Here is a 25,098-nt window from a genome sequence, read left to right on the forward strand (position 1 = left end):
CACACCATGGGGTTCCCCTCCTCACGCAACAGTTCTCCGATCGTGTCCGCGCTCACCCGGTGCCCCTGACGGGTGAGCGCGGCTGCGAGGCTTCTGGTCGACTTCACCGGCCACCGCAGTGGCGACATCGGATCGTCCCGCTCGTCAGGTTCCACCAGTGCCAGCAGCGCAGGCCGCAGAGCCGGATCACAGTCCACGGCCTTGTGCCGACCACCGCCGGGCCCGCGGACCCGGTTCATTGGCTCCTCGCCGGCCTCCAACTCATGCACGCCCTTGCGGGCCGTCGTCTCGCAGACCCGGGCCGCCCGCGCGAGCGCCCGGATGCCGCCGTGTCCCAGGATCCGGGCCTGGGCCCCCATCATCAGCCGTCGTTGCCGCGCGTCCAGATGCGGGAACAACACCTCAAACTTCACAGCGAGTTGGTGAAAGACCGGTTCGGGGATGCGCACACCACACCAACAAGCCGGATCGGGGGAAGCGACAGTTTGATTCTCTTCGAGCCCTTAGCGCTCTGTTTGCCCGATCCCTGACACTGTCTTACAGTGGCAATAAGCGATCTTTCGCGCCTCGCAAAGCCGCCTCGCACCACGGAGGCGCGGCCAAGGGGATCCGTGATCTCCTGTGTGTATACGTGCCAATTTGGGGAAGCTCGCAGCGGGATTTCATCCCTTACCCGCAGGTGCAGTTATCGGATTTCGGCAACATCTCCTCCCGGGTCGGGAATTCCGACCAATTCCCGGTCCTTGATCCGACACCGTGATGCGCCATGTGGGCATGGCTTCTGATCAACAAGTTAGAGGGGCGTCGGAATATGAGAATGACCCTGACCGAGCTGCGCGCCCTTGCCGTACAGGCAGGGTTCACCGGCAATGACATCAAAACCGCGGCGGCCGTCGCCATGGCAGAGTCCAGAGGCGACCCAGGCATCATCGGAGACCAGGATCTGGTCGACCACAAGTGGGGGCCGTCCATTGGTCTCTTCCAGATACGTTCCCTGAAGCATCCAGGGCAGTTCTCCCCACCGGACATGCTCAGGGTTGAGGGAAAGCTCAAGAACCCGCTCTACAACGCCAAGACGGCAAAAGCCATCAAGGACGCACACAACTGGAACCAATGGTCGACGTTCGTGAACGGGGCCTACAAGAAGTACATGGATGGCGGGTCCGCCGGCCCCACCAACTTCGAACCGTTCCCTGGTGCGTCGTTCTTCCATACCGGACGGAAATCGCCGATCATCGCCGCAATGCACCGTCGGCTCGTCGCCGAAGGCTGCAACCAGTACCAGTCGAGCGCCAACGCCGACGTATGGGGCCCGGGCGATGTGAAGTCCTTCGCCGCCTGGCAGCGGAAGCTCGGCTTCGAAGGTGACGATGCCAACGGCATCCCCGGCAAGGCCAGTTGGGACAAGCTGCAGGTCCCCAACGTCTAAAGGCCGGCCTTCGGATTCGACCGCTACATCAACCAGCAGTTCTACGCCTCGACCATCCGATGGTGGTTGACGTGATGACATCTCGAATGGTGACGCGGGAATTCTTGATCCTGAGTACCACTGGCGACACAAAGTTGTGGAACTGAAAGGACGGCGTCATGCCCGCGAAGAACTTCGACGACGAGGACGTGAAGGCGGTTCTCGAGAAGACAGACGCCGGCGATGGACCCGGCACCGACAACCTCGATGACCTTCCAGAGAGCGACTTCGTCGCCTTCGCCGAGGACGGCGTCGAGAAGGACGCGGAGGCCCTCAAGTGACCGCCACCATCGCTTACGACCGTACCGTCTCGAACCTCATCGACGAGTTGAGCGCGACGGGCCATGTCACCCACAAGTCCTACAAGAAGACGTCGGTCACGCTGCACCACAACGGCGGCCGGCTTTCGCACCAGGGTGTGCTCAACGTCTGGAAGACGCGTCCGGCTTCGGCCCACTTCGACGTGGACGGCGCCGGTGCCGTCGCGCAGTACGTCAAGGTGAACGAGTACGCCTGGGCCGTCGGCGACATGGCCGGCAACCAGAGGTCGATCAGCATCGAAATGGCGAACGCGACGCTCGCGCCCGGCTGGACGGTCGCCGAGGCCACCTGGAGGAACGCTGCCCGTCTCGCTGGCTGGCACTTCGCCAAGGTGATCGGCGAACGCCCCAGCAGGAGCAACCTCTTCTACCACCGCCACTGGTCCTCGACCTCCTGCGCCGGCCCGTACATGGACAAGATCTACGACAATGTCCTCGCGGCGGCTCAGGAGGCGTACGACCACTTCAAGGATTCACACCCCGTCCCCGGGCCGGATACCGAGCCGTTCCCTGGTGCGTCGTTCTTCCATACCGGCCGGAAATCGCCGATCATCGCCGCAATGCACCATCGGCTCGTCGCCGAAGGCTGCAACCGGTACCAGTCGAGCGCCAACGCCGACGTATGGGGCCCGGGCGATGTGAAGTCCTTCGCCGCCTGGCAGCGGAAGCTCGGCTTCGAAGGTGACGATGCCAACGGCATCCCCGGCAAGGCCAGTTGGGACAAGCTGCAGGTCCCCAACGTCTGACTGTCCTAGCTGATGGCTTTATCGAGCCGGAGTTTGGGAGGCGGCACCGGGTCTCCTGCCGGATGGACGAGCGTGGTCAGGAGCCGGTCGGGAGGCCGGCCTGGCCTGTTGCCGTTCCGGCCACAACGGACTCCTAACGTCAACCTTGGTCGGCTTGCGCGAAACAAGGGTTTCGCCGCAGCAGCCGCCACCGACTGGCGCGCCAGGGGCCCTCGCAGGCGATCCGGGCAGGCTACTGGGCCCGTGCGGGTGGGTCATGTCCAGTGCAGGAACGATCAAGCTCAGGGCGGCCCGGTTGCGTCCAGGGAAGTGGTGTACGGGTTCAAGCTGATCCGGGGGTTTGCTCCGGCATCGGGATGATGCCCGCATAGGCGAACGGCCACCGGCTGTCTTCGCGGTGTCGAAGCCCGAAGGAGATCAGCACGATGACCGCACCTGACAGCGTGCCCCTGCACAATCTCGCCGCGGCGAGTCCGGATCTGCTGCGCGCGATGGTGAAAACGTTCGCCGATGGCTGGACTCGCGCCCTCGCAGCAGACGCAAGAGGTTGCCGGGCCGACGATCCGACTTCGCGTACTGTGCCAGGGAGGTCACCGTAGTGGCGGAGCGTCCCATGAAGACCCGCGGGTGTTTCGCGTTCGTCACCACACCGCGCCGTGAGGTCGTACTACAACTGCGGGACGAGAAGGCCGGCATCGGCTGGCCGGGACATCGGTCGATGCCGGGTGGCGGGTCCGAGGCGGACGAGACGGTGCTGCGGGAGTTGTTCGAAGAGGGGTTCGTTGCGTTGTGTGCGCGGTTGCATGATCTGGGGAAGCTGTCGGGGTTCCAGTTGTGTGATGTGCGGGCACGGGAGCGGCTGAGTGGGGCTCTGCGAGAGGACCGGGGGCGCGACGGTTCGGTGAATGCGCCCGTGCGCCGCGTCGCGGAGGCCATCGGCGGGCACCACGGCCGTCGGCAGCTTCTCCCGCACCCGCGGGGATGGTTCCACTGGCAGAGGCCCGATCACACGGACTCCTTTACTCGGCCGAGTACGCTGAACACTGACCTCGAAGAACGACCCGTCGCACGCCGCTCAGTGGCTCCACAACTGGGGGGCAAGGGGTCGCAGGTTCAAATCCTGTCGTCCCGACGGTGCGAAGGGTCTTCGCGGGCGAGAGCCTGCGGGGGCCCTTTTCCGCGTGGGGTGTTTCCGGCTTCGAGGTTGAGCATGCCGCTCATCGGCACCTTTACTCGGAGGTCGGCGAAGATACCGTTGCCGGACCTGGAGAGGATGACCGCGGGTCTCTCGAAGACCTGGTCGGGATTCCTGCGGGACTGGGACCGCTCGCTGCGGTCGGGCGGGCTGCCGGTATGCCCTCGCGGTGCGGCTGCCGCCAGCCCTTCCGGATCCAGGAAACCCCGAAGTCGTCCGTGTGGACGCGGCCGTTCCCCGCGCCGGCCAGGCCAACGGCTCCTGCAGCTGACGTACTGGCGAGGGGGAACTGCGCGGGAACAGATCGTCGATCTCTGTGTCGAAGCCGTCCACGACATCGCCGGCCGGGACGGCTCCTCACGCCCGCGGCTCGGGTGAGGAGCCCTCGGCTCAGCTCCGGCAGCCGGGCCGCCAGTTCTACGCAGTGTTGATCAGCTCCTGTCGGCCCGTACGGGTTCGGCGGCGACGGGAGCCGTTCGGTTGTCTGTGCGGCGTGGGGGCAGGGAGTCGCCTTCGATGTCCACGTTCGGGACGGCGCGGTCCAGCCACTTGGGCAGGGCCCAGGCGTGGCGGCCGAGCAGGCTCAGTACCGCGGGGACGATGGTGAGGCGGACCACGAAGGCGTCGACGAGGACGCCGATGGTCAGCGCGAAGCCGATCGTCTTGACGGTCGGGTCGTGGTTGAAGATGAAGCCGCCGAAGACGGCCGCCATGATGAGGGCCGCCGCGGTGACGACCCGGCCGCTGCGCTCCACGCCGTGCTCGACGGCGGCCCGCGCGTCCCGGTGGTGGTGGAAGTGCTCCCGCATCCGGCTGACCAGGAACACCTCGTAGTCCATGGCGAGGCCGAACAGGACGCCGATCAGCAGGACCGGCACGAAGCACGCGATCGGGGCCGCCGCCGCGACCTGGAACAGTCCGGTGAGGTGGCCGTCCTGGAAGACCCATACGACCGCGCCGAGACCGGCCGCGATGGACAGCAGGAAGCCGAGAACGGCCTTGAGAGGCACCAGGATCGAGCGGAAGGCCAGCATCAGCAGGAGCAGCGCGAGCACCACGATGATCGTGACGAACAGTGGCAGCGCCGCGGACAGCTTCGCCGACACGTCGATTCCGGCGGCGGTCGCACCGGCGACGTAGGCCGTGCCGCCCGCGTCGGTCACCGGGGTCACCGCGTGGTCGCGCAGCCGGTGCACCAGGTCGGTGGTCTTCTGGTTGTCGGGGCCGGTCTTCGGTACGACGCCGAGGACGGTGATCGCGCCGTCCTCGGTGGCCGTGGGCGGGGCCACGGTCGCGATGTCCGGGTCCTTGCCGACGGTGTCGGCGACCTGCTCGACGACCGTCTCGCGCTGCGCGGCCGGTATCCGGGTGCCGTCGACGACGACCACGAGGGTCGCGTTGAAGCCGGGGCCGAAGCCCTTGGTGAGGAGTTCGTAGCTCTTGTGCTGGGTGCTCGCGGTGGGCTGGGTCTCGTTGCTCGGCAGTCCCAGGCGCAGTCCGGTGGCGGGCAGGGCGAGGGCGAGCAGCCCGAGGACGCTCACGACCAGGACCGGGACGGGGAAGCGGGTCATGAGGCGGCCCCAGGCCAGACCCCAGGACCCGGGTTTGCGCTCGCGGCCGGGCGTCTGAGTCTGCGGGGAACTCTCCCCCGGCCGTGCGCTCTTGGGGCGCAGGCGTTCGCCGAGGAAGCCCAGCAGGGCCGGAACGAGGGTGAGGGCCACCAGGACCGCGAGGAGTACGGTTCCGGCGGCGGCCAGGCCCATCACGGTGAGGAAGGGGATGCCGGTGGTGGCGAGCGCGGCGAGCGCGATGATGACCGTGACGCCCGCGAAGGTCACGGCGCTGCCCGCCGTCCCGGTGGCGCGGGCGATCGAGTCGGGTACGTCCTGCCCGGGGTCGGCGAGCTGTTCGCGGTGGCGGGAGACGATGAACAGGGCGTAGTCGATGCCGACCGCCAGGCCGATCATCAGCGCGAGGACGGTCGCGGTGTTCGTCATCTCGATGAAGCGGGACAGGAACTGGACGGTCAGCACGCCCACCCCGACGCCGACGAGGGCCGTCACCAGGGGCAGCCCGGCCGCCACGAGTGAGCTGAGGGCGAGCGCGAGCACCACGAAGGCCACGACCACGCCGATGACCTCGGCGGGGCCGCCGACCTCGGCCGGCGGGGTGGACACGGTGCCGCCCAGTTCGACTTCGAGGCCGGCTTTCTTCGCCGGGTCCAGGGCGTCGTCGAGCCGGTCCTTGGCGGACTGGGGCACGCTGTCGGCCGGCTTGCCGAACAGCGCGTCGGCGTAGCCGATGGTGCCGTCCTTCGACACGGCGCCGGTCTTCGCGGGGTCGGATACGTTGACGACCCCTGGCACCGCGGCGACCTCCTTGAGGGTCGCGGCGATGGCGCGCCGCTCCTTCTCGCCGGTGAGTTTCGCACCCTCGGGGGCGGCGAACACGATCCGCGCCGTGCCGCCGGCGGCTTGCGGGAACTTCGCCTTCAGCAGGTCCTGGGCCTGCTGGGACTCGACGCCCGGCACCGAGAACTCCGTCGTCACCTTGCCGCCGAGGGCGGTGCCCAGGCCGGCGGTCACCGCGAGGAGCAGCACCCACACCGCGAGCACCCGGCCCCGGCGGCGCGCCGCCCAACGTCCCAGCGTGTACAAGCGTTTCGCCACGGCAGGTCTCTTTCGTCCGAAGGGTCGGCAGCTGTCGTCCAGCAAGATTTTTACAGCGTAATGCATTTTTACTTCTCGATGTAAAAATACAGTCCGCCGCTATGCTGAATGGCATGGACAGGGTTGCGGCGGGGGACGGTCTGCGTGAACGCGGCAAAGCCAAACGGCGGGCCGCGATCACACGCGCGGCCTTCGAGCTCTTCGCCGCGCAGGGCTACGACGCCACGACGATCGCGGAGATCGCCGCGGCAGCCGAGGTGTCCCCGCGCACGGTGACGCTGTACTTCCGGTCCAAACAGGACATCGCCTTCGCAACCTTCGATGCCACGGTGCTGCACCTGACCGAGATGCTGCGCGGCCGCGCCGCCGGGGAGAGCGTCATGCACGCCCTGGAGGGCTGGCTGCGCGCGGAGATGGCCTGCCACGACGAGACCGACGAACTCGAACAGCGCATGTTCGAGGCCAACCCGGAACTGCGGGCGGTGCGCACCGCGCGGATGGCGGCGGCCATTGAGGAGGGGGCCCGCATCATCGCCGAGGACACCGGTCAGGCCCCGGACGGGATCGCCCCCCGCCTCGCCGCCGCGGCGGCCGCGGCCGTGGTCACCGAGATCTTCCAGTATCCCGAGGGAACCGAGCGAGACCAGGCCGTCGGCGCGGCCATGGCCTTTCTCACCGCCGGCATCGAGGCCGTGGCCGCGAGCGCACGGCACTGACCCCTGCGGCCGCGGGAGTGCCCCCGGGGTGGATCAAGCAGATGCGGCCGCTGCGTCGTGCCGGACCGGCGCGCATGTCTCCCGGGCGCGAGCTTCGTCGGCCCGAGCGGCCGCGGTGAGGTGCGCGGCGCCCCGACCCTGGTCGGCCGATCTGCGGCGGCCAGCGACCCGGAGACGGCCCAGCGCCTGTGGGCGGTCTCCCAAGAACTCACCGGAGTCACGTTCCCGTAGTTGGCCGCGATCGCCGGGGCCTGAGCGCCCCGCGCCCCCACGCCCCTCACCCGGGGAACGCAGGTGGATACCGAAGAACCGGGCCAGAACAGCCGGAGCGGCTGACAGCACGCCGGTTCGACAGGTCACTCCGAGATCTGCGCTCCTCGCAGGAGGTCGGCGACGTGCACCTGCCACGCCCACTCCTTGTGGTCGAGGAGTGGTTGGAATCGGAGTACCACCGCGACCGCCTGCCGCTGGAAGGCCCCCGAGCCTCGGATGCATCACTCTGGCCGTCGTAGGCGCGTGCCGCTGCCGCTGACGGACTGAGCACGCCCGTGGCCATCGGCGACAGTTGAGCTGCTCAGTCACAAAAATGTGTTCGTTAACTCGCGGGATCTTCCGGATGATCTGGAGCGGCTCCGGTGTGACTGGTCGAAATAGATGTCACCTGGTCGCTTGATCGGTCACGCGGACCTCGCGTGAGCTGCTCGGGCCGCCGCACGTCCGTGGGCTCGTCGCGCCGCCTCTTTCACCCTGCTCCCTCCACCTCCTAGGCTGCTCCCCATCCGCATCTCTTTGCATGTCCGGGACAAGGGGCTCTCCATGGCGCATCCGAGCGCAGCCGATGAGATCGGACCGTTAATCGGCGAGTACGGATATGACTGGGAGCGGGCCCGGCGCAACGCTGTGGGCTGGCTTGTCGTCGGCGTGCTGGGCACCGCTGTCGGCCTCCCTCTGACCATCGGATACATCGCCGACGCCGGAAGCAGCGGCTTCAGCCCGGCGCCCGGCTTCTTACTCGGCACGGGCCTGGCCGCGCTCGCCGTCGGCGGCACCCTGCTGACCCTCAGTGTCACCCGCCGAAGGGAGGTCTTCCGCCTCCACCAAGGCGGCCTTGTGCACCATCGCGCGAACACCGCACGCGTCCTGGCCTGGCAGGACATCGCCCAGGTGGACTACCAGGAGAACGACCGGGGCCCCGCCCGGCTCATGGGCACCGATGTGCACTGCGTGGTCCGCCTCCGGGCCGGCGGCCGCATCCGCATCAGCGGCTACCACTACCGCGCCCACCACCTGGGCAGCACCGTGTGGCGTGCCGTCACCAAGGGCGAACCTCCGGCTGCCCCCTGACCACCGCGGCATCAAAGGGTAAGAGTTGTTCACAGGAACGCTCCGCCTGCGGTGAAGGAGGCGGTTGAAGATCGCTTCCCGCCCTCGGGGCATTCCGGAGCCTCCGTCAGACCCGGAGCGGTTCACTCCTCAACAGGTATGGGGGCTGGGCCGCCGGGCGATGAGGCGGGAACGCCGTTGGCCCGCAACGGACATCCCTCACGGCATCCTGAACATTGATCAGATGCCCGCCAAGCCGTGGGAGGGGCGGGCGGCCTGTGCATCCGTGCCCAGGCCGCCCGACGCGATCAGCTGAAGAACGGGTCGTCCACGACGTGAACCCAGCCGCCGCCCGGCTGGCGTCGGAGGATCTCGGTGGTGGTGGAGAGCACCGGCTCCGGTCCGACCCCGGTGAGGGTGGCGTTGTTCGACACCAGGGCGACGTCGTCGACCTGTCGGATCTCGCGCGGTTCGAGCTTGAGGCGGGCACCGCTGTCCACCATCTGCTGCATGGCCTTGCGGATGGCGTCCGTGCCCACCAGGTGGGTTCCGGGAGTGGGGACGAAGTGGGCGTTCGGCTCGTAGAGCGACACCAGACCCTCGACGTCGCCGGCCTCCAGGTACTCCATGTACAAGGCCCCCACCTGCTGGGGCGTCTCGGCACGGCGCCGGGCGGTGACGCCGACCGGCTTGTCGCCCCAGCCGGCCGCGTCGATCAGGTCGTACCAGTTGGGATAGGCGCCGTAGGGCAGGTGGCGACGCAGCAGATCGCCTATGAAGGTCGTCGGGGACGCCTTCTGGGGCTTGGCTGCAGCCTGGGTGATGATGATGTCGCTGAACCCGTGGGCCAGGTCCTGACGCGGCAGCAGGGCGTGCACTTCGTCGGCGAGGCCGGCCGGAAGGCTCTCACGCTGGATTCCGAGGATGTCGGTGGCGGTACCAGCCTGGGCCAGCGCAACCTCAATGCCCTTCCGCGAGGCGATGCCGTCCGAGGTGTGCAGAGCGATGGCGTCCCAGGCGACGGCGATACGCCGTTCCTCGACACCGTGCTCGCGGAGGAATGCCGCTGCGATGTCGGCGCCTTCGACTTCGAAACGCTGGTCGCCGTTGCTGCCCTCCTCGCTCAGTCCCAAGTCGTGCAGGACGCAGCTGACGAACAGCAGTTCGTCGTCGTAGTCGGTACCGGCGTGCAGACCCTGGTTCTGGGCATGGGCGCGGGCGAAGACGTAGCTGCGGACGCAGTGATCGTGGATGAAGGCAGGCGTGGTCCGTGCCGCGAAGGCGAATGTGTCCCGGGCGAGGCTCGTGTCGGGGAGGTCGAGCTGCTCGAAGACGGACAGGTGTGCGTCGGTGGTCATGATGTGTCTCCTTCTGTCGGGCCCCGGTTCCCGGGGCAGACCGGCACGGTGGCCGGGCGGCACGCTCACGCGTGCCGGGTATGGGGGGTGCGGCCGCACGGCACGTGGAGTGACAGCCGATCGCCGCACCGGGGGATGCGCGGCTGGAGTGCTGCGCTTACAGCCGGGCGACGAACGCGCCGATGTGCGCGGCCACCTGGTCGGGTACCTCAAGGGGGGAGAGGTGGCCGGTGTCCTTCAGGACGGTCAGCGTGGCGGTCGGGATCAGCGGCAGCAGGTGCTCGGCGAGCACGGTCGGCGGGTCGACCTTGTCGTGGCTGCCCGCGAGAACCAGCACCGGCACCTCGATGGCTGAGACGCCGGCCGACGCGTCATGGACCATGCCCTGGCGCGACCATGCAAGACGCGCCTGCTCGCCGCCGCGCATACTGTCCTCGACCACCTGCCGGCGCAGCTCGGGAGTCAGCCCGCCGTGGGTCAGCATCAGGTCGATGCTCTGAAGAATCGCCTCCTCGCTTTCGTAGGCGTGGAAAGCCATCTCCTGCATCTGCTCGGTCACCCCGATCGGGGCGGGCGGCGCGGGCGCCACGAGGACGACTCCCCTCAGACCGGCGGGCTTGCGTGCGGCCAGCAGCTGAGCCACCTTGCCGCCCATGGAATGCCCGACGAGCACGTAGCCGGAGTATCCGAGCGCGTCGATGACCTGCTGCGCGTCGTCCGCGAGCTGCTCCAGGCCATAAGGTCCCGGCACGCTCGTGGAGTCGCCCCATCCGCGCTGGTCGTAGGCCACGAAGCCCTGTCCTGGATCCAGGCGCTGCAGCACCGGGATCCAGGTGCGCCGTGAGCCTCCGTAGTAGTGCAGGAAGATCAGCGCCGGGCTGTCACCCTCGCGGACGTGGGCGTACACCTGGCCGCCCTGCACGTCGAAGAAGCGGCCCACCACATTCTGCGAAGTCATTGCGGCTCCTCGTCCGGGGCCGGGGCTCTCGGACCGCTCCACCGGTGTGTGGAGTCGGCTGCCCCGCGCTCGCCCTTCGATCCTGTTCCGGAACCTCTCTTCCAGGCCACGGCTCATCTGCCGCCATGCGCATCTTTTGGGCCAGAGTGTTGCGACTGGTCCTTTGCTTTCCGGCCACACGAGCAGCGCTTGACCAGGAGATTTATCCCGACAGCATTCCTGGGTCAGGGCACGGCGACTTCCTGGCCCTCCCTGCGAGATTGATGCCAGGCGTAATATTGCGGCCATGAACAGGCATCGGGTCATGGTCCTGGCGGTCGACGGCGTGCTGCCCATGGATCTGGGGATCCCCACGCAGATCTTCAACGCCCGTCCGAACACCCCCTACGAGCTCACGGTGTGCGGCGACACCGAGGAGGCCGTGACCACGAGTTCCGGTTTCACCCTCGGGCTGACCGCGGGTCTCGAGGCGCTCGCCGAAGCGGACACGATCATCGTCCCGGGCTTCGAGGACTTCCGGCGCCCTCCGCGCCCGCGGGTGAGGGCCGCTCTCAAGCTCGCCGGCCGCGCCGGGATACGCATCGCTTCCATCTGCACCGGCGCCTTCGCCGTCGCCTCGGCCGGACTGCTCGACGGCCGCACCGTCACCACCCACTGGGCCATGGCGGATGCCCTCGAAGAGCTCTACCCCCGGCTGCGCGTCGACCGCAACGTCCTCTACATCGACAACGACACCATCCTGACCTCCGCGGGCTTCACGGCCGGCATCGACCTGTGTCTGCACCTGGTCCGCAAAGACCTCGGCGCAGCCGTCGCGAACGACATCGCCAGGGACATCGTCGCCGCCCCGCACCGCGACGGCGGACAGGCCCAGTACATCAACCGGAGCCTCCCCGCCCCCCAGGCCACCACGCTCGCCGACACCCGTGACTGGGCCCTGCTCCACCTCGAAGAAGACCTCACCATCCCCCACCTCGCCGACCGCGCCGGAGTCTCCCCACGCACCCTGACGCGCCTGTGGCGCCAGGAAACCGGCGTCAGCCCCCACCAATGGCTCCTGACCGCCCGCATCAACCGTGCGCGAGAACTCCTGGAGGCCACCGACCTCCAGGTGGAGCAGATCGCCGTCCGGTGCGGCCTCGGCAGCGGCGCCAACATGCGCGCCCGCTTCCGCGACACCGTCGGCAATACCCCCACGGCCTATCGCCGCACCTTCCAGCACCAGGCCGCCTGACGGCGAAGACCGGACCGCGCGGTCACGGAGTCCGTCGACCCAGGCGCGCGTCCGTCCCGGCGGTGTCCAGGGCAGGAAGAACGCCTCACGGCAGGGCGTCGAGAAGGCTCGTGGCCCGCACGGCTCGAACGGGCATGATCGCGCAGTTCGGCCCTGTGCGGCAGCCCGGGCAAGGTCGGCGGCGACCCTCACCGGTCACTGGTCCACCGCCGAAGGCTCCAGCGCGTCTTCTACACTTCCGCGCTGGTCAGCGTCCGCTACGACCCGAGCTCGCGGAAGTTCTACGACCGCGAACGCGCCGGAGGGAAGAAGCACCTCCAAGCCGAGCTCGCCCTCGCCCGTCGGCGCGGCAACGTCCTGTGGGCCCTGATCAGTGACCGAAGTCGCTACGAAGTGGCGCCCCTGTGGTTGCGATCGCTTGGCAACAGCATCAGGAAGCGAAGGTGCGGCGATAGTTCGACGGGCTGGTCCTGGTCGTCGCGGTGAAGTGGATGCGCAATGACTCCGCGGAGCCGAAGCCGCTTCGGTGGGCGATGTCGTCGATGCCCAGGCGAGTGGTCTCGAGGAGTTCGCGCGCGCGGGCTACGCGTTGCACGGCCACCCAGTTCATGAGGCTCGTTCCGGTCACGACCCGGAATCTGCGACGCAGGGTTCGTGTGCTCATGTGGCTGTACCGGCTGACCGACTCCAGGGAGAGCGGCTCGTCGAGGTGTTCCAGGATCCAGGCGATCACGTCGGTGATCTCGGAGTCGCCGTCGGGCGGGATGTGCTCGATGAACTGGGCCTGTCCTCCTTCGCGGTGGGGCGGACTGACCAGGAAGCGGGCCATCGTGTTGGCGGCGGCCTGACCATGGTCGAGCCGCAGGAGATGCAGGCACAGGTCGGTTCCGGCGAGGACACCCGCGGAGGTGAAGACGCCGGCGTCCTCGACGTAGAGCTCCGCTTCGCGGACCTTGACCGACGGGTGGCGGTCTCGCAGCAGGCCGGCCCAGCGCCAGTGGGTGGTGGCGCTGCGGCCGTCCAGGATCCCGGCCGCAGCCAGGGCGAAGGCGCCCGTGCAGATCGACACCATGCGGCTGCCCCGGTCGTGTGCGTCACGCAGTCGTTCGACCAGTTCGGCGTCCGGAGACCCGGTGGGGTCCTGCACTCCGGCGACGATCACGGTGTCCGCCGTGTCCAGCCGGTCGAGCGGCTCGACCTCGCGGGGCACCAGCGAGTTCTCCGCGGGAACCGCGCTCACCAGGGTCAGCTCGTAGGGGGCGCCGCCGGGCCAGCAGGCGGTCACCCAGTCCGGCCAGCGGCCGAAGACCTGCTGGGGAACGGCTACGTCCAACAGCACGTAGCCCGGCTGCACCACCACTGCGACCTTGGCCGGATCCTTGGGATTAATGTCCATCTGGCCATCGTATGGTGACGCCGGTCTTCCTAGGCTGGTCGCATCACGCTGATCGCGATTAGTGAGGAGACGCGCAGTATGTACGTAGTCGTCGAGACATGGACACCGAAGCCCGCGTTCTTCGCCGCCGACGAGGAGGCGCGGAACGACCTGTTCACCGGGATTCAGGAAGCCATGAAACAGCTCGCGGACATCGGCTTCGTGACGCTTGGCTGGGGCAGGGTGGAACCGGCCGCGCATTCCGCGTCCTATGAATGGTTCGCGGTCTGGCAGGCCCCTTCGCGGGAAGTGGCAGACGTGTTCCTGAGCGGTGTCGAACGCTCCGGCTGGTACACCTACTTCGAGCAGTCCAACGTCGTGGGTGAGCTGCGGCCGGCCGATGCGGTCATGGCCGAGCACCTGGCACTGGAGGCTGAGGTCAGGTGAGCGTGCTCGAGAATCTGCCGGAGGAGATCGGAGGGTGGCCGTGTACCGCGGCTACGGAGGCCGCTGTTGCCTTCACTGCCGAGCACTCTCCGGAATGGCTGCTCAACCACACGGTCCGCAGCTACTTCTACGCTCGTAGTACCGCCACCGCCAGGAACCTCGTTGCCGGGGTGGACTACGACGACGAGACGCTCTTTCTCGCCACGGTGCTGCACGACATCGGTCTGACCGACGCGGGGCAGGGTCCGAACCGGTTCGAGGTGGACGGTGCGTTCCGGGCCGCTCGATTCGCCCGGGAGCACGGGCTGTCCGATGTCGCCGCCGACCAGATCTGGGATGCGGTGGCGCTGCACACCTCGCCGGGGATCGCGCCCCACAAGCATCTGGTCGGCGCTCTCGCGCATTTCGGTATCGGTGCCGACATGTTCGCCTTCGGTGTCGAGGAGGTGGACCGGGCGGTACTGGACGCGGCGCACGAGGCGTTTCCGTATCTGGATCTGCGGAACAAGATCCATGCACAGGTGGTCCATCAGATCGACGAGCAGCCGTCGAAGTGGGCGCCGGTGTCGTTCGTCGACATCGTGTATCGCAAGCACCGGCCGGACAATCCGTTCCCCGGGCTGGACGAACTGGTCGCCGCCCCGGTGCGTCCGGAGTAACGACGTCTCACGATGCCCGCGGCCGGGTGCCGTGGCCGCGAGGAAGGCCAGGGCGGTCGCGATGCGGGGACCGATGCCGTCGGGAGCGGGAGCGGAAGTACAGGGGGACCGTGCGCGGTGCGACCTCGGCCGACGCGCTCACCCGCGCCCGGGACCAGCACGTGGCCGCCACCACGGCCGCCTGAGCCACCCCGGGGCACTCCATGAACGAAAGCGCACCACATGCCCGTCCTGACCCATAACGTCCATGCTGCCGGGGCACTTGTCCGAACAACTCGTCCGTCCTGGTCACAGGCGAGCGCGACGCGCCGCTCCTGATCGACGGCCGGTTGACGCTCGCCGAGCGGCACCAGATCCTTGCGCCGATCATCGACAGCGGCAAGAAGCCGACCACCGCGGTGGTCGTGAGCGCCGCCCCGGATTGCTGTCTGAAACAAGCGATGCTCGAGCGGTGTGCCGATCTGGGCCTGCCGGTGTTTCCGGACCTGGGCGCCAGGGTCGCCATCGGCCTGCTGGCCCGGGCCTGACCGTGTCCACGGTTACCGGCGTACCTGCGCGGCGGACAACTGATGCCAACGCCTGGGTGGCGATGGCCGCAGAGTTCGTCCTTACTGGCAGTGTCCTGTTCGTCGTGGTGACCGCTGTCCGCTGGGTGACGGCATCGCCACTCAGCGGGGCCCTGCCAAAACCGTATCCTCAGTCCGCGGTCGTGGCGGTGATTGTCGGCGCGGCGCTCGCGGGGGCACTGTCCTCTCCATGGGGCCGTTGTTCCGGCGGACATCTCAACCCGGCGGTGACCTTCGGTCTGTGGCTGACCGGTGCCTTCCCCGGCCGCCGGGTTCCGGCGTACTTCGCCGCCCAGCTCACCGGTTCCGCGGCGGGTACCGGCCTGGCCCGCTTCGTGTGGGGCCCGGTCCTCGCGGACCGGATGTCCTACGCCGCGGTCGAACCCGCGCCTTCCTGCTCGCAAGCCTTGCTGTTCACCGTCGAAGCCATGTCTACCGCCGCTGTCCTCACCGTCACCCTGCTGCTGATGTCCCGTCGCTCGTGGACACGCTGGATCCCGCTGGCTCGCCCCGCCGCCACCGCCGTGGTCATGATCGCCCTCGGTACCCTCACTGGCGGGTCCGCCAATCCCGCCCGTCAGTTCGGCCCCGCTCTGTGGGCCCACCGGCCGGGTGACTGGTCACATCTGTGGCTCTACCTGGTGGCACCCCTTGCAGGCGCGGCCCTCACTGGTGGGGTCGCCCGGTACCAGGCATGTCGCCCTGTCCATCCTCCGGGGAGGAGCGACGGCCGGTCGCGCGAGAGGCGATCGGAGAGCAGGGCTTGCTGAAGTCGGTGGCGTTGGTGAAGCCGAGCTGCGCCGCGATACGGGCGCGTCGCCGTGTCCCAGGAGGCCTTTGGCTTCCAGGACGACTCGCCGTGCGATGTCTTTCGCCCCGGTCCGGGCTCGGCAGGCGGAAGGCGGCCGTGCAAAGGCTTGCGCCGGCCTCCTGGTCAGCCGCAGCTGCGATCATGGGTGTATGGCTGGTATGGGAAGCCCGGATGTTGTCGACGTCAGCTATTACAATCCGGATCAGCCCCGGCTGGGGCTGGAGGTTTTGTCCTTCGCGATGCTGCGTGAGCGGCTGTCGCCGTCTGTGGCGGCGGCGCCCAGTCGTCCGGACTTCCATCAGCTGACCCTGGTCACCCGCGGCGAGGGTACCGCGTTGATCGACTTTGTGGGTTACCCGTGCGCTCCGGGGACGCTGCTGCATTTGCGTCCTGGCCAGGTGCAGCGTTTCCCTGCGGATCCGCAGGGGGGCATTGCGGATCTCGATGCGACCTTGGTGGTGTTCACGCCCGCCTTTCCACCGCCGGTGCCTGCCAGTTCAGCCGTCATCGACGAGGGACTCAGTCCTGCCGCTTTCTCCCTGTCCGCGGTGGAGTACCGGGCCATGTCGGTGGCGGTGGCCGAGATAGCGGCGGAATACGCCACGCTGGCCGAGCGGGACGCTTCGCAGGCGGAACTCACCGTGGAGCTGCTGCGGCAGCTTCTTGCTGCACTGCTGGTGCGTATTGCCCGGTTGCCGCATCCCGGTGAATGGAATCCTGCGGCGGGGGGCGAGGTGTTCCGGGTCTTCCGTGGCGAGCTGGAACGCGCGTTCGCCACGAGGCGCCGTGCTGCCGAGTATGCCGCGCACCTCGGTTACTCGCCGCGGACGCTTACGCGAGCCTGTCTGGCCGCTACGGGCCGTACCGCGAAGGATCTCATCGACGACCGTGTCGCCCTGGAGGCCCAGCGGCTGCTGGTGCATACCGGCCTTCCTGTCGCGTCCGTCGGGCGCATGCTGGGCTTCACGGAGCCCACCAACTTCGGGAAGTTCTTCGAGCGGACGGTGGGTGCCACTCCCGGCGCGTTCCGAGCCACGCAGCGCTGACAACCCCGCCCGCTTGGGACAGCCAGAGGCATCTGGGCCGTGGGGCGGGGACTGCGCCGAGCCGGGCTCTCCGAGGCGCACGCCTTGAGCGGATCAGTGAGTCCATTTTCGACCATGGCGCGACTCTTGCGCACCTCGCCGGCGCAGCACGCATCGCGCATTGTTTAAGCACGCAGTCAGCGCGTTATCCGCTTCCGGTCAAGTCTCTGACTGCCTGGCGAGGCCGGGAGGAAGGGAGAAAACAACCATGCCGTACGCAGACGTCAACGGTGCCCGCCTCTACTTCGAGGACAGCGGTGGTGAGGGCCCGGTCGTGGTCTTCAGCCACGGCAACCTCATGGACCGTGACATGTGGGTGCATCAGATCCAGCTCCTGGCCGGGGACTTTCGGGTCGTCGTGTGGGACGAGCGGCTGCACGGCCGGACCGAGGACGACGGCAAGACCTACACCTACTGGGACTCGGCCGCCGACTTGATCGGGCTGCTGGATCACCTGGGCGTGCGGCAGGCGGCGCTGGTGGGGCATTCGCAGGGCGGCTTTCTGTCGATGCGGGCCGCTTTGCTGGCACCTGAACGGGTCAAGGCCCTGATACTGATCGACACGACGTCGGTCGCCTGGCCGCCCGAGGCGCTGGCGCAGATGCGTGGTGTGTCGGAGGGATTCCGCGCCGCGGGTCCGGAGGCAGTGGCCCCGGTATTGCTGGGGATGCTGCTGGGACAGCCCGCGATCCACGACCAGTGGCTGGCGAAGTGGAGGGCACAGCCGCGTGAGCGGCTCGCCGACGCGGTGCAGGTCCTGATGGGGGTGGACGACATCACCGACCGGCTCGGTGAGATCACGGTGCCGGCCTTGGTCGTCCATGGCGACGCGGACCAGCCGATTCCCTACCCGTTGGGCCAGGCACTGGCCGGGAAGATCCCCGGTGCCCAGGAGCTGGTCACCGTGACCGGGGCCGGACACACGCCGAACCTCACTCATCCCGACCACGTCAACCCGGCATTGGCCGGCTTCCTTCGCCGGCATGCCTGACGGTCCCACACCCCTCCCGCGCGTGGAACGTGCAGCGGCGGTCAGCACAGCGGTGCTGCCCGCGCGGCATCCCGGCGACATTCACACACGGGTCTCAGCACCCGCCGTTTCAACGGTCTGCACGACATCCAATTCTGAGAGGAACGACCATGTCGACTCCCATTACCGACCCGGCGCAGCTCCCCCCGGCCTTCGAGAAGGCCATGAACTCCGGCAATCTTGACGAGGTCCTGAGCCTGCTCGCCCCCGGCGCGGTCATGCGTACCGTCACCGGTGAGACCGTCACAGGTCAGGCGCTGCGCGACTACACGGCAGGGTCGATCGCCGGTAACGCCCAGCTGTCCAACGGCCCGTCGCGCGTTGTGGCCGGCGGCGACATCGCGTTGATCAGCGAGGAGTGGACCCTCGAGATCACCGGTCCCGACGGCAACCGGAAGAAGGCCACCGGCACCACGGCCAATGTCGCCCGTCGTGGTCAGGACGGCACCTGGCGCATGGCGATCCTCAACCCCCTCGGTACCGCCGCCTGAGAGTCCGTGGGCGGCCGGGCCCCCCGATGCCCGGCCGGCCCCCTCCCACCAACGCAGCCGCCGCCGGCCTGGGGCTGTCGCCGAGCACGATCGGCACCCACGTCCGGTCGATCTTCGCCAGGCTGGGCATTCACTCGCGCGTACAACTCGCGAACGAACTCCACGGACGGGAAGCCGAGTTGTCGGGTCGGAATCCGGCGCCCCCGGGAACTCCGGATTGAGCTGACCGCACTTGCGTGCATCCACCTCGGGCAGCGTCCAGGGCAGGAAGACGTCCCGGTGAATGATGGGGTCACCACCCGGTCGATCGACTCGGCGATCAATGTGCTGCCGGGCCAGGCAGCGGATTCGGCCGCCTCTGCCCGCCGGTCGCGAGGGCAGTCCGATCCGCCGGCCGAAGTTCCGCTGAACGTCCTGAAGATCCTCTTCGGCGCTCGACACGCCCGGTCGGGCAAGACGGACGCCATGCGTGTGCTGGTGACGGACGACGACGCCCGTCTCATGGAGCTGCTCCAACAGGGCCTTCGCGCAGAGGGTTTCGCGGTGGACGCCGCGAGCGACAGCCTTGACGGTCTCGCCAAGGCGGCGGCCGACACCCACGACGTGATCATTACCGACGTCGTGATGCCGGCCTCAACGGCTGCAAAGTGCGCGCCCACCTGCAGTCGATCGGCGACAACGCCCCGATTCTCATGCTGACGGCGAAAGACGGTGAGTACGACGAAGCGGAAGGACCGGAGACCGGGGCCGACGACTGTCCGACGAAGCCCTTCTCTTTCGTCGTCCTCACCGCCCGGCTGCACGCTCTGATAAGTCGCGTGCGCCCGGAGCGGCAGATCGTCCAGCTCTTCGGGGACCTGGAGATCGGCACAGGAGCCCGCCGTGGCCGCCACGCAGGCACGGACACTCTGACCTGGGCCCGGCGGTGTGCTGGTGAGTGCAGGCGACAGGGGAGTCCACCGTGACGGTCCAGCCGAGGTCGCCTTCGGTGTCGGCCCGGTTCGGAGAGCGGGCCGGTCCGGTACTTGAACGTGATCGCGTCGACCCTGCCACCGCGCACCCGACCTGGCATCCGGTGGGGTGACACGGGCGTGATCCGTGCCCACTGGGCGTCGGTCAACGGCGCACCGGATCAACGATCCGATGATCCGGAAGAGACGTCCCAGGTCCGGCTCCGAGGCTTCCTCGGGCGGCTCAGGGTCGTATCTGCGGCGGGTGGGTGCCTCCCACCACGGCCAGATCCTCGAAGCGGATCTCCTCGCCGCAGGCGGCACAGTCCGCTCGGGTGTGCAGGACGGCACCGCATCGGTGCTGGAACTCCGCTGTGGCGATGCCGTCCCGGCAGTACGTGTCGCCCCACTCCTTGAGGGCGGCGAGCACGGGGAGCAGGGCCCGGCCTGCCTCCGTGAGGATGTATTCGTCACGCGGTGGATGCTCGCTGTAGCGCCGCCGTTCCACGACGCCGGCCGTCTCCAGCCGACGCAGCCGTGTGGACAGCAGTGTCCGGGAGAGCCCGACGGCGTCGGCGATCTCGGAGAAGCGGCGGTTGCCGTACAGCAGCTCGCGCACGATCAGCAGCGAATGGCGTTCACCCACGACGGCTACCGCGTCGGCCACGGAACAGACACGGGGCGTCGGTGCAGATTCAGTACTCACTGTGCTAGATTAACGTCATCAGTGGGTACATTTTTTGTACTCACTTCTCCGGCGTGACCGCAGCCCTCAACGGGGTCCGGTGCGGCCGTACGACAGTCAAACCCCGCTTACGAACGACAAGAGGCGAACGCCATGACCACCGAAGCCAACAAGCAGGTCGTCCTCGCGGCCAATGACGACACATCTGGCCGCAAGAACCAGGTGCACCGCGTGCTGGCACAGGGGGACTTCGTCGTGACTCACGCCACGACCACGTTCCCCGACGGCGGACAGGCCGCAGCCTTCGATCTCTGGCGGGTCGCGGACGGGCAGATCACCGGCCACTGGGGTGACCAGGAGCCGATCGTGGAACAGACGGCCAACGGTCACACCCAGGTCGACGGGGTCGCCGTCATCGACACGGCGGCCGACGCGGACGCCACGCGCAGGGTGGCGGAAGAGACGGTGCGCACGATTCTGGTCGACAACGACTTCTCCGACCTGGACCACTACCTGGCGGGCGAGTCCTACATCCAGCACAATCCCCGCTTCGCCGACGGCATCAGCGGGCTGGCGGCCGCACTGGGTGAGTTGGCGAAGTCCGGCCAGTCCCTCAAGTACTCCGACGTACTGGACGTCGTCGCCGAGGGGAACTTCGCCTACTTCCGTTCGGTGGGCGTCTTCGCGGGGGCCGACTTCGTGTTCCACGACCTGTTCCGGGTGGCGGACGGGCGAGCCGTCGAGCACTGGGACGTCATTGCTCCGAGGTGAGAGGGGCGGCTGAGCTGTCCGGCCCCATCAAGGTGCCGCCAGGCAACCACCACACGGAAAAGGGCGTGGTAGAGATGGTCTCCCAGACCGATTTGGCGTACGAAGTCTTCATCTCCGATCCGATCCCCACCAGCGTCACGGATCCCATTCCGAACGGAGAGCTGTTCTCCTGGTCGCCGATGTCGACCACGCTGATCTATGGGGAGAAGAATGCTGTGCTGGTCGATCCACCGCTGACGATCGAGCAGGCCCGGAGGGTGGGTGACTGGGTCGAACAGTCGGGCAAGCGCCTTGAACACATTTTCATCACGCACGGTCACGGTGACCACTGGTTCGGCTCCGGCCCTCTGGTCGAGCGCTTCCCCGGCGCGGTGGTTCTCGCCGGCGAGGACAGCATCCGTCTCATGCGGCAGCAGAGCTCGGCGGAATTCAGAAGGGCCCAGTGGGACAACCTGTTCCCCGGTCAGATCCCGCCGACTCCGGTGCTCGCGCGACCCGTACCACCGCAGGGCTTTCTTCTGGAGGGCAACGTTCTGCGCTCCGTCGATGTCGGGCACAGTGATACCGACGGCACCACCGTGCTGCACGTTCCCTCGATCGGGCTCGTCGTCGCCGGCGATGTCGTTTATAACGGCGTGCACGCGTACCTCTCCGAATCTGCGGGCGGCGGGCGTGCAAAGTGGCTTCAGGCGCTCGACGCGGCCGAGCGCCTCGCGCCGCGCCACGTCGTCTGCGGGCACAAGAACAAGGCACTTCCGGACAGTCCCACCACCATCGAGGAAACTCGGCAGTACATCCGTGACGCGGACCGGCTCCTGAAGGAGACAACGAGCCGGATCGAATTCTTCGACGCCATGTGCTCCCTTCATCCCGAACGCCTCAACCGGGCTGTCGTGTGGCTCACGGCCACCGCGCTCATGGACGCGCAGAGCTGAACCTGAGACCGGCTTCGGCCGCAGCGTGAGAGGAAGCCGCGAGCCAGGGCATCACTTCCGGTCATGCCGTCGGTGGAAAGCAGCATCGGCTTTGGTCGGACGTCCCAGCTCGGCTGCGATCCGAGGAGTGAGCACGTCGTTGAAAGGCTGGTACTGCCCGATCGAGCAGCGCGAGCTCACCGCTCGCCATTGAGGGAAGGCGTTCCCCAAGCTGCTCGGCAGGCTGACCGCCCACTCCGTCGACTTCGACGCCGCCATCGAGCCTGAGACATCAGGTGCTGAAGGGGATCTTCAGGACGTTCAGCGGATCTTCAGTGGGTAGGGGCGAGAGTTGCCTCGTTCTCGATCCCGGGGGGAAACGGGGCCGGACGCGTGCCGGTACCTCTGTCTCCACCCCCCCCCGCATGTGAAGGAGTTGATCGCATGAAGGTGCGTAGGAACAGCATCTCGCGTCGTCAGGGTGCCGTGATGGCCGGCGCACTGGCCGTCCTGCTCGCCTCGGGCGGGGTTGCCGCCGCGGCCTCGACCGGCAGCACTGCCGGCAAGCACCACGGCAGCACGGTCTCCGAGGCGCCCGGCAATCCGCAACCGCAGCACATCAAGCCGGGCACCGCCAAGAAGCTGCGAGATCTCACGGTCGTCGAGGACGGCCCCGTCACGGGCGATGGGCCGTCCGTCGTCGAGGTACCCGGCGCGAAGCCGAAGGGCTGGGATCTCGGCGAGGCCACGCCGGTGACGGACGCCCCCGTCGTCGTCGGCGGCGAAGGCAACACCACGCTGCGTTAGCCGCACAGCGACAGGGCAGGCGTGGGGCTGTCGAGTCGCAACCACCGAACGCCCGGCCGGAGACGTCCGGCCGGGCGTTCCGCATGGCATATGCATGACACGCAGCAGCTGCGCCCGGAATCTCGCCCTTCTGCCCAGCGAGATCGCCGGGCAGTCGGATTTTGACCATGGGGAGTCGTCTGCGTATCCGGCAATGACGCGCTTCTGAACATAGTTTTGACGGCGTCGGCCCGACTGGTACAGAGAGCCGGGTGACGGATTCCGGAAAGGACGAAGCGCGATGAGTTCTGTGGAGCGCATACGGCTGACGTACGCCTTCGACGCCTACTGCGGCTGGTGCTATGGCTTCGGACCCGCCTTGCACGAGTTCGCCGCCGTCAATGCGGACCGGATCGAGCTGCGCGTGCTGTCCGGCGGTCTGTTCACCGGCGCGCGCGCACTTCCGGTGTCGGCCTACCCGCACATCCCCGGGGCCAACGAGCGCATCGCCCAACTGACCGGTGTCACTTTCGGTGACGGTTACCGGGCCGCGCTGGCGGACGGAAACGTGGTGATGGACTCCGCCGATGCCGCCACCGGACTGGTCGCGCTGCGCAGCCAGCCAGGCGCGAACGCCCTGGAAGCGGCGGCCGCGATGCAGCGTGCTTGGTACCGTGACGGCCGCAGCCTGTCCGCTCCCGGAGCGTACCGGGAACTCGCGGCCGAACTGAATCTGGACGCCGAGGCGGTGGCGGCCGCGTTCGCTTCACCCGCCGCCCGTGCCGAGGCGGAGGCCGACGTCCTCGAGGCGCGCCGGCTGGGCGTCGATGCCTACCCGACGCTGCTGCTGCATACCGCCCACGGCACCGACCGCCTGGGCGGTCCGGCCACCTCGGCCGACGCGCTCACCCACGCCCTGGACCAGCACGTGGCCGCCGCCACGCCCGCCTGAAGCCGCCTTCACACAACCCCTCCGAACAAGTCATCCGTTCTCGTCACGGGCGAGCACGAAGCACTCCTGGTCGCCGGCCAGTTCGCGCTCGCCGACCAGTACCGGGTCCTGGGGGACGGCATCGACAGCGGCCAGGAGCTGACCACCGTCGTGGTCACCACCGCCGACACCGACTACTACTTCGACCCGGAAGTGATCCGCCAGGCGTTCCCCGACGTCAGGATCGTCGCCACCGCCACCGCCACCGCCACCGCCACCGCCACCGCCACCGCCACCACCACCGTGGAGCGGATCAGGAGCAGTTGGCAGGGCGAGCTCAAGACCTGGGCACACCTGGGCAAGAACCTGCCCACCGAGGTCATCGTCCCGGAGGTGCTGGAAAGGGACCTCGTCAGCATCGAGGGCCACGAATTCGAGCTGCGCGGCGGCCACCCCGGCCTGGTCTGGCACACCGAGTACCTGTGGCAGCCCGAGGACCGCGCGGTGGTGGGCGGGGTCCTGCCGATGGGCGGCCTCTGCGGGTCCCTGTCTCTCCGCGCCTCTCGGGCGCGCGGCGCTCACTGCCCGGGTCGCCTGGCGTCGGGCGTTCGGCTCCCGTCGTCCTCCGCGGAGCGGCCGCGGACGGTCGCGCGGAAGGCGATCGGCGACTGGCCGGTGCGCTGGTGGAAGAACTTGCTGAAGTTGGTCGCGCTGGTGAAGCCCAGCTGCGCCGCGACACGGGCGGCTGATTGATCGCCGTGAGCCAGTAGGCGCTTGGCTTCCAGGACGACCCGCCGGTCGATGAACTCCTTCGCCCCCACCCCGGCTCCGGTCAGCGCGGCCCTGGAGAGGGTGCGCGGTGAGTAGCCCAGGGCCCGGGCGTAGTCCTCCAGGCGGCGGGTGCGGGTGAAGTCGCGTTCGACCGCGTCACGGAAGTGGAGGAATGTCTCCCCTGGGTCCGGCGCCGGGCTGCCGACGGGCGCGGTGCGCTGCGAAAGGCGCAGCACGAGGACCGCCAGCAGGTGGCGCAACACCGCCACATGCGCTTCCAGGGAGATGCCGTGCAACGCCTGGAACTCCAGCGCCAGATGGTCCACGGCCGTCTCCAGCGCGTGACGGTCCTCGGGAGCGGGAGCGGGAGCCTGGAGCACGGGGGCGTACGGATCGTCCATCCGAGCTGCGGCCACGGTGGCCGGATCCAGGAAGTCGCCCTCGAAGAGGACCAGGGTGCCCTCGGCGTCGTCCAGATCACCCCACTGCTGCACCTGACCAGGTCGGGTCCAGAGCCAGGAACCCGGATCGAGGGCGTAGCCGGTGAAGTCCACCGTGTGCCACAACGAGCCGCTGGAGAGGGTGATCAGGTGGTGGAACGTGGGTCGCTGCGGTGCCTGCAGCCGTCCTCCGCCCATGTGGACGGCGGCCCGCTCCCTCAGGTCGGCCAGCGAGATGACCTCGATGCCGGCAGGTGTGCCGACGGCGGGAGCGAAGCCGATGTCCGCGATCTCGCGCGATGTGCCCTGTCGTTTTCTCACCGTCACCCGTAGCCACCGTCACGCAGCGAACCTGGCCAATGCCAGCCTAACCGGAGTGGCCGTCACACCCAAGTGTCG

25 protein-coding genes and 3 pseudogenes are annotated in these 25,098 nt (G+C 68.2%); 21 read left to right on the forward strand and 7 right to left on the reverse strand.

What is annotated here, in order from left to right; all coding sequences use genetic code 11:
* Window positions 1-14 precede the first annotated feature (14 nt).
* Window positions 15-362 (reverse strand): annotated as a pseudogene (locus tag ACFWPS_RS08680) (ISAzo13 family transposase); the annotation flags it as partial.
* 455 nt (window positions 363-817) lie between these two features.
* Here ACFWPS_RS08680 and ACFWPS_RS08685 point away from each other — a divergent pair.
* The 3 genes from ACFWPS_RS08685 (at window position 818) to ACFWPS_RS08695 (ending at window position 2,534) form a co-directional block, all read left to right on the forward strand.
* Window positions 818-1,429, forward strand: coding sequence for a peptidoglycan-binding protein (locus tag ACFWPS_RS08685; protein ID WP_383702495.1), 612 nt, complete (start codon window positions 818-820; stop codon window positions 1,427-1,429).
* A gap of 158 nt (window positions 1,430-1,587) precedes the next feature.
* The gene (locus ACFWPS_RS08690; RefSeq protein WP_383702497.1) at window positions 1,588-1,749 is read left to right on the forward strand and encodes a hypothetical protein; all 162 of its coding nucleotides are present in this window, start codon (window positions 1,588-1,590) and stop codon (window positions 1,747-1,749) included.
* Window positions 1,746-2,534 (forward strand): peptidoglycan-binding protein, encoded by a 789-nt coding sequence (locus ACFWPS_RS08695; protein WP_383702499.1) that lies wholly within the window; start codon window positions 1,746-1,748, stop codon window positions 2,532-2,534. Before ACFWPS_RS08690 ends, ACFWPS_RS08695 begins: the two co-directional genes overlap by 4 nt.
* A gap of 1,626 nt (window positions 2,535-4,160) precedes the next feature.
* Here the strand turns inward: ACFWPS_RS08695 and ACFWPS_RS08700 are convergent.
* On the reverse strand, window positions 4,161-6,398 hold the full coding sequence (locus ACFWPS_RS08700) for an MMPL family transporter (RefSeq protein WP_383702501.1): 2,238 nt from the start codon (window positions 6,396-6,398) through the stop codon (window positions 4,161-4,163).
* 113 nt (window positions 6,399-6,511) lie between these two features.
* On the opposite strand from ACFWPS_RS08700, the gene ACFWPS_RS08705 reads away from it, so the two are divergent.
* The 3 genes and pseudogenes from ACFWPS_RS08705 (at window position 6,512) to ACFWPS_RS08715 (ending at window position 8,458) form a co-directional block, all read left to right on the forward strand.
* The gene (locus ACFWPS_RS08705; RefSeq protein ID WP_383702503.1) at window positions 6,512-7,114 is read left to right on the forward strand and encodes a TetR/AcrR family transcriptional regulator; all 603 of its coding nucleotides are present in this window, start codon (window positions 6,512-6,514) and stop codon (window positions 7,112-7,114) included.
* A gap of 78 nt (window positions 7,115-7,192) precedes the next feature.
* Window positions 7,193-7,345, forward strand: a pseudogene (locus ACFWPS_RS08710) (oxidoreductase); the annotation flags it as partial.
* Between the two features lie 585 nt (window positions 7,346-7,930).
* A complete protein-coding gene (locus ACFWPS_RS08715) occupies window positions 7,931-8,458 on the forward strand; it encodes a hypothetical protein (protein WP_383702505.1) in 528 nt (175 codons plus the stop codon).
* A 287-nt stretch (window positions 8,459-8,745) separates the two neighbouring features.
* On the opposite strand, the gene ACFWPS_RS08720 is transcribed toward ACFWPS_RS08715, so the two are convergent.
* Window positions 8,746-9,795, reverse strand: coding sequence for a nuclear transport factor 2 family protein (locus ACFWPS_RS08720; RefSeq protein WP_383702507.1), 1,050 nt, complete (start codon window positions 9,793-9,795; stop codon window positions 8,746-8,748).
* 157 nt (window positions 9,796-9,952) lie between these two features.
* Window positions 9,953-10,753, reverse strand: coding sequence for an alpha/beta fold hydrolase (locus ACFWPS_RS08725; RefSeq protein ID WP_383702509.1), 801 nt, complete (start codon window positions 10,751-10,753; stop codon window positions 9,953-9,955).
* A 286-nt stretch (window positions 10,754-11,039) separates the two neighbouring features.
* On the opposite strand from ACFWPS_RS08725, the gene ACFWPS_RS08730 reads away from it, so the two are divergent.
* A complete protein-coding gene (locus tag ACFWPS_RS08730) occupies window positions 11,040-11,987 on the forward strand; it encodes a GlxA family transcriptional regulator (RefSeq protein WP_383702512.1) in 948 nt (315 codons plus the stop codon).
* Window positions 11,988-12,155: 168 nt separating this feature from the next.
* A pseudogene (locus ACFWPS_RS08735) lies at window positions 12,156-12,389 on the forward strand (IS110 family transposase); the annotation flags it as partial.
* A gap of 28 nt (window positions 12,390-12,417) precedes the next feature.
* Here ACFWPS_RS08735 and ACFWPS_RS08740 read toward each other — a convergent pair.
* Window positions 12,418-13,383, reverse strand: a complete 966-nt coding sequence (locus ACFWPS_RS08740; protein ID WP_383702514.1) for a GlxA family transcriptional regulator — start codon at window positions 13,381-13,383, stop codon at window positions 12,418-12,420.
* Between the two features lie 78 nt (window positions 13,384-13,461).
* Here ACFWPS_RS08740 and ACFWPS_RS08745 point away from each other — a divergent pair, with 78 nt between their 5' ends.
* From ACFWPS_RS08745 to ACFWPS_RS08785, 9 genes are all read left to right on the forward strand, one after another.
* Window positions 13,462-13,809: a DUF6616 family protein gene (locus ACFWPS_RS08745; RefSeq protein WP_383702516.1), complete on the forward strand. Its 348-nt coding sequence runs from the start codon at window positions 13,462-13,464 to the stop codon at window positions 13,807-13,809.
* Window positions 13,806-14,468 carry an HD domain-containing protein gene (locus tag ACFWPS_RS08750; protein WP_383702518.1) on the forward strand — a complete coding sequence of 221 codons (663 nt, stop codon included), beginning with the start codon at window positions 13,806-13,808 and terminating at the stop codon, window positions 14,466-14,468. The genes ACFWPS_RS08745 and ACFWPS_RS08750 overlap by 4 nt, the downstream gene beginning before the upstream one ends.
* A gap of 329 nt (window positions 14,469-14,797) precedes the next feature.
* The gene (locus ACFWPS_RS08755) at window positions 14,798-14,995 is read left to right on the forward strand and encodes a hypothetical protein (protein ID WP_383702520.1); all 198 of its coding nucleotides are present in this window, start codon (window positions 14,798-14,800) and stop codon (window positions 14,993-14,995) included.
* Between the two features lie 2 nt (window positions 14,996-14,997).
* A complete protein-coding gene (locus tag ACFWPS_RS08760) occupies window positions 14,998-15,804 on the forward strand; it encodes an MIP/aquaporin family protein (RefSeq protein WP_383702522.1) in 807 nt (268 codons plus the stop codon).
* A gap of 190 nt (window positions 15,805-15,994) precedes the next feature.
* Window positions 15,995-16,891, forward strand: coding sequence for an AraC family transcriptional regulator (locus tag ACFWPS_RS08765; protein ID WP_383702524.1), 897 nt, complete (start codon window positions 15,995-15,997; stop codon window positions 16,889-16,891).
* A 247-nt stretch (window positions 16,892-17,138) separates the two neighbouring features.
* A complete protein-coding gene (locus ACFWPS_RS08770; protein WP_383702526.1) occupies window positions 17,139-17,921 on the forward strand; it encodes an alpha/beta fold hydrolase in 783 nt (260 codons plus the stop codon).
* A 149-nt stretch (window positions 17,922-18,070) separates the two neighbouring features.
* Window positions 18,071-18,451 (forward strand): YybH family protein, encoded by a 381-nt coding sequence (locus tag ACFWPS_RS08775; protein WP_383702528.1) that lies wholly within the window; start codon window positions 18,071-18,073, stop codon window positions 18,449-18,451.
* A gap of 26 nt (window positions 18,452-18,477) precedes the next feature.
* Window positions 18,478-18,672 (forward strand): LuxR C-terminal-related transcriptional regulator, encoded by a 195-nt coding sequence (locus ACFWPS_RS08780; protein ID WP_383702530.1) that lies wholly within the window; start codon window positions 18,478-18,480, stop codon window positions 18,670-18,672.
* Between the two features lie 58 nt (window positions 18,673-18,730).
* Window positions 18,731-19,150: a response regulator transcription factor gene (locus ACFWPS_RS08785; RefSeq protein ID WP_383702532.1), complete on the forward strand. Its 420-nt coding sequence runs from the start codon at window positions 18,731-18,733 to the stop codon at window positions 19,148-19,150.
* 495 nt (window positions 19,151-19,645) lie between these two features.
* On the opposite strand, the gene ACFWPS_RS08790 is transcribed toward ACFWPS_RS08785, so the two are convergent.
* Window positions 19,646-20,068, reverse strand: a complete 423-nt coding sequence (locus ACFWPS_RS08790; protein WP_383702534.1) for a winged helix-turn-helix transcriptional regulator — start codon at window positions 20,066-20,068, stop codon at window positions 19,646-19,648.
* Between the two features lie 171 nt (window positions 20,069-20,239).
* Between ACFWPS_RS08790 and ACFWPS_RS08795 the strand changes: the two genes are divergently transcribed.
* From ACFWPS_RS08795 to ACFWPS_RS08810, 4 genes are all read left to right on the forward strand, one after another.
* Window positions 20,240-20,857 carry a hypothetical protein gene (locus tag ACFWPS_RS08795; protein WP_383702536.1) on the forward strand — a complete coding sequence of 206 codons (618 nt, stop codon included), beginning with the start codon at window positions 20,240-20,242 and terminating at the stop codon, window positions 20,855-20,857.
* Between the two features lie 74 nt (window positions 20,858-20,931).
* On the forward strand, window positions 20,932-21,792 hold the full coding sequence (locus ACFWPS_RS08800) for an MBL fold metallo-hydrolase (RefSeq protein ID WP_383702538.1): 861 nt from the start codon (window positions 20,932-20,934) through the stop codon (window positions 21,790-21,792).
* A gap of 423 nt (window positions 21,793-22,215) precedes the next feature.
* On the forward strand, window positions 22,216-22,578 hold the full coding sequence (locus ACFWPS_RS08805) for a hypothetical protein (RefSeq protein ID WP_383702540.1): 363 nt from the start codon (window positions 22,216-22,218) through the stop codon (window positions 22,576-22,578).
* Window positions 22,579-22,858: 280 nt separating this feature from the next.
* On the forward strand, window positions 22,859-23,509 hold the full coding sequence (locus ACFWPS_RS08810; RefSeq protein ID WP_383702542.1) for a DsbA family protein: 651 nt from the start codon (window positions 22,859-22,861) through the stop codon (window positions 23,507-23,509).
* Window positions 23,510-24,066: 557 nt separating this feature from the next.
* On the opposite strand, the gene ACFWPS_RS08815 is transcribed toward ACFWPS_RS08810, so the two are convergent.
* Complete coding sequence (locus ACFWPS_RS08815) at window positions 24,067-25,026, reverse strand: helix-turn-helix domain-containing protein (RefSeq protein ID WP_383702544.1); 960 nt, start codon at window positions 25,024-25,026, stop codon at window positions 24,067-24,069.
* Window positions 25,027-25,098 lie beyond the last annotated feature (72 nt).

The organism is Streptomyces sp. NPDC058457 (genome assembly GCF_042720695.1).
In the GTDB taxonomy this organism is placed as follows: Bacteria; Actinomycetota; Actinomycetes; order Streptomycetales; family Streptomycetaceae; genus Streptomyces.

What these genes read in the sequence shown, in the direction of transcription:
- ACFWPS_RS08685 (WP_383702495.1), top strand. Translation starts at nt 818, where the DNA reads ATGACCCTGACCGAGCTGCGCGCCCTTGCCGTACAGGCAGGGTTCACC.
- ACFWPS_RS08690 (WP_383702497.1), top strand. Translation starts at nt 1,588, where the DNA reads ATGCCCGCGAAGAACTTCGACGACGAGGACGTGAAGGCGGTTCTCGAG.
- ACFWPS_RS08705 (WP_383702503.1), top strand. Translation starts at nt 6,512, where the DNA reads ATGGACAGGGTTGCGGCGGGGGACGGTCTGCGTGAACGCGGCAAAGCC.
- ACFWPS_RS08715 (WP_383702505.1), top strand. Translation starts at nt 7,931, where the DNA reads ATGGCGCATCCGAGCGCAGCCGATGAGATCGGACCGTTAATCGGCGAG.
- ACFWPS_RS08720 (WP_383702507.1), bottom strand. Translation starts at nt 9,795, where the DNA reads ATGACCACCGACGCACACCTGTCCGTCTTCGAGCAGCTCGACCTCCCC.
- ACFWPS_RS08725 (WP_383702509.1), bottom strand. Translation starts at nt 10,753, where the DNA reads ATGACTTCGCAGAATGTGGTGGGCCGCTTCTTCGACGTGCAGGGCGGC.
- ACFWPS_RS08730 (WP_383702512.1), top strand. Translation starts at nt 11,040, where the DNA reads ATGAACAGGCATCGGGTCATGGTCCTGGCGGTCGACGGCGTGCTGCCC.
- ACFWPS_RS08740 (WP_383702514.1), bottom strand. Translation starts at nt 13,383, where the DNA reads ATGGACATTAATCCCAAGGATCCGGCCAAGGTCGCAGTGGTGGTGCAG.
- ACFWPS_RS08745 (WP_383702516.1), top strand. Translation starts at nt 13,462, where the DNA reads ATGTACGTAGTCGTCGAGACATGGACACCGAAGCCCGCGTTCTTCGCC.
- ACFWPS_RS08765 (WP_383702524.1), top strand. Translation starts at nt 15,995, where the DNA reads ATGGCTGGTATGGGAAGCCCGGATGTTGTCGACGTCAGCTATTACAAT.
- ACFWPS_RS08770 (WP_383702526.1), top strand. Translation starts at nt 17,139, where the DNA reads ATGCCGTACGCAGACGTCAACGGTGCCCGCCTCTACTTCGAGGACAGC.
- ACFWPS_RS08775 (WP_383702528.1), top strand. Translation starts at nt 18,071, where the DNA reads ATGTCGACTCCCATTACCGACCCGGCGCAGCTCCCCCCGGCCTTCGAG.
- ACFWPS_RS08780 (WP_383702530.1), top strand. Translation starts at nt 18,478, where the DNA reads ATGCCCGGCCGGCCCCCTCCCACCAACGCAGCCGCCGCCGGCCTGGGG.
- ACFWPS_RS08795 (WP_383702536.1), top strand. Translation starts at nt 20,240, where the DNA reads ATGACCACCGAAGCCAACAAGCAGGTCGTCCTCGCGGCCAATGACGAC.
- ACFWPS_RS08800 (WP_383702538.1), top strand. Translation starts at nt 20,932, where the DNA reads ATGGTCTCCCAGACCGATTTGGCGTACGAAGTCTTCATCTCCGATCCG.
- ACFWPS_RS08805 (WP_383702540.1), top strand. Translation starts at nt 22,216, where the DNA reads ATGAAGGTGCGTAGGAACAGCATCTCGCGTCGTCAGGGTGCCGTGATG.
- ACFWPS_RS08810 (WP_383702542.1), top strand. Translation starts at nt 22,859, where the DNA reads ATGAGTTCTGTGGAGCGCATACGGCTGACGTACGCCTTCGACGCCTAC.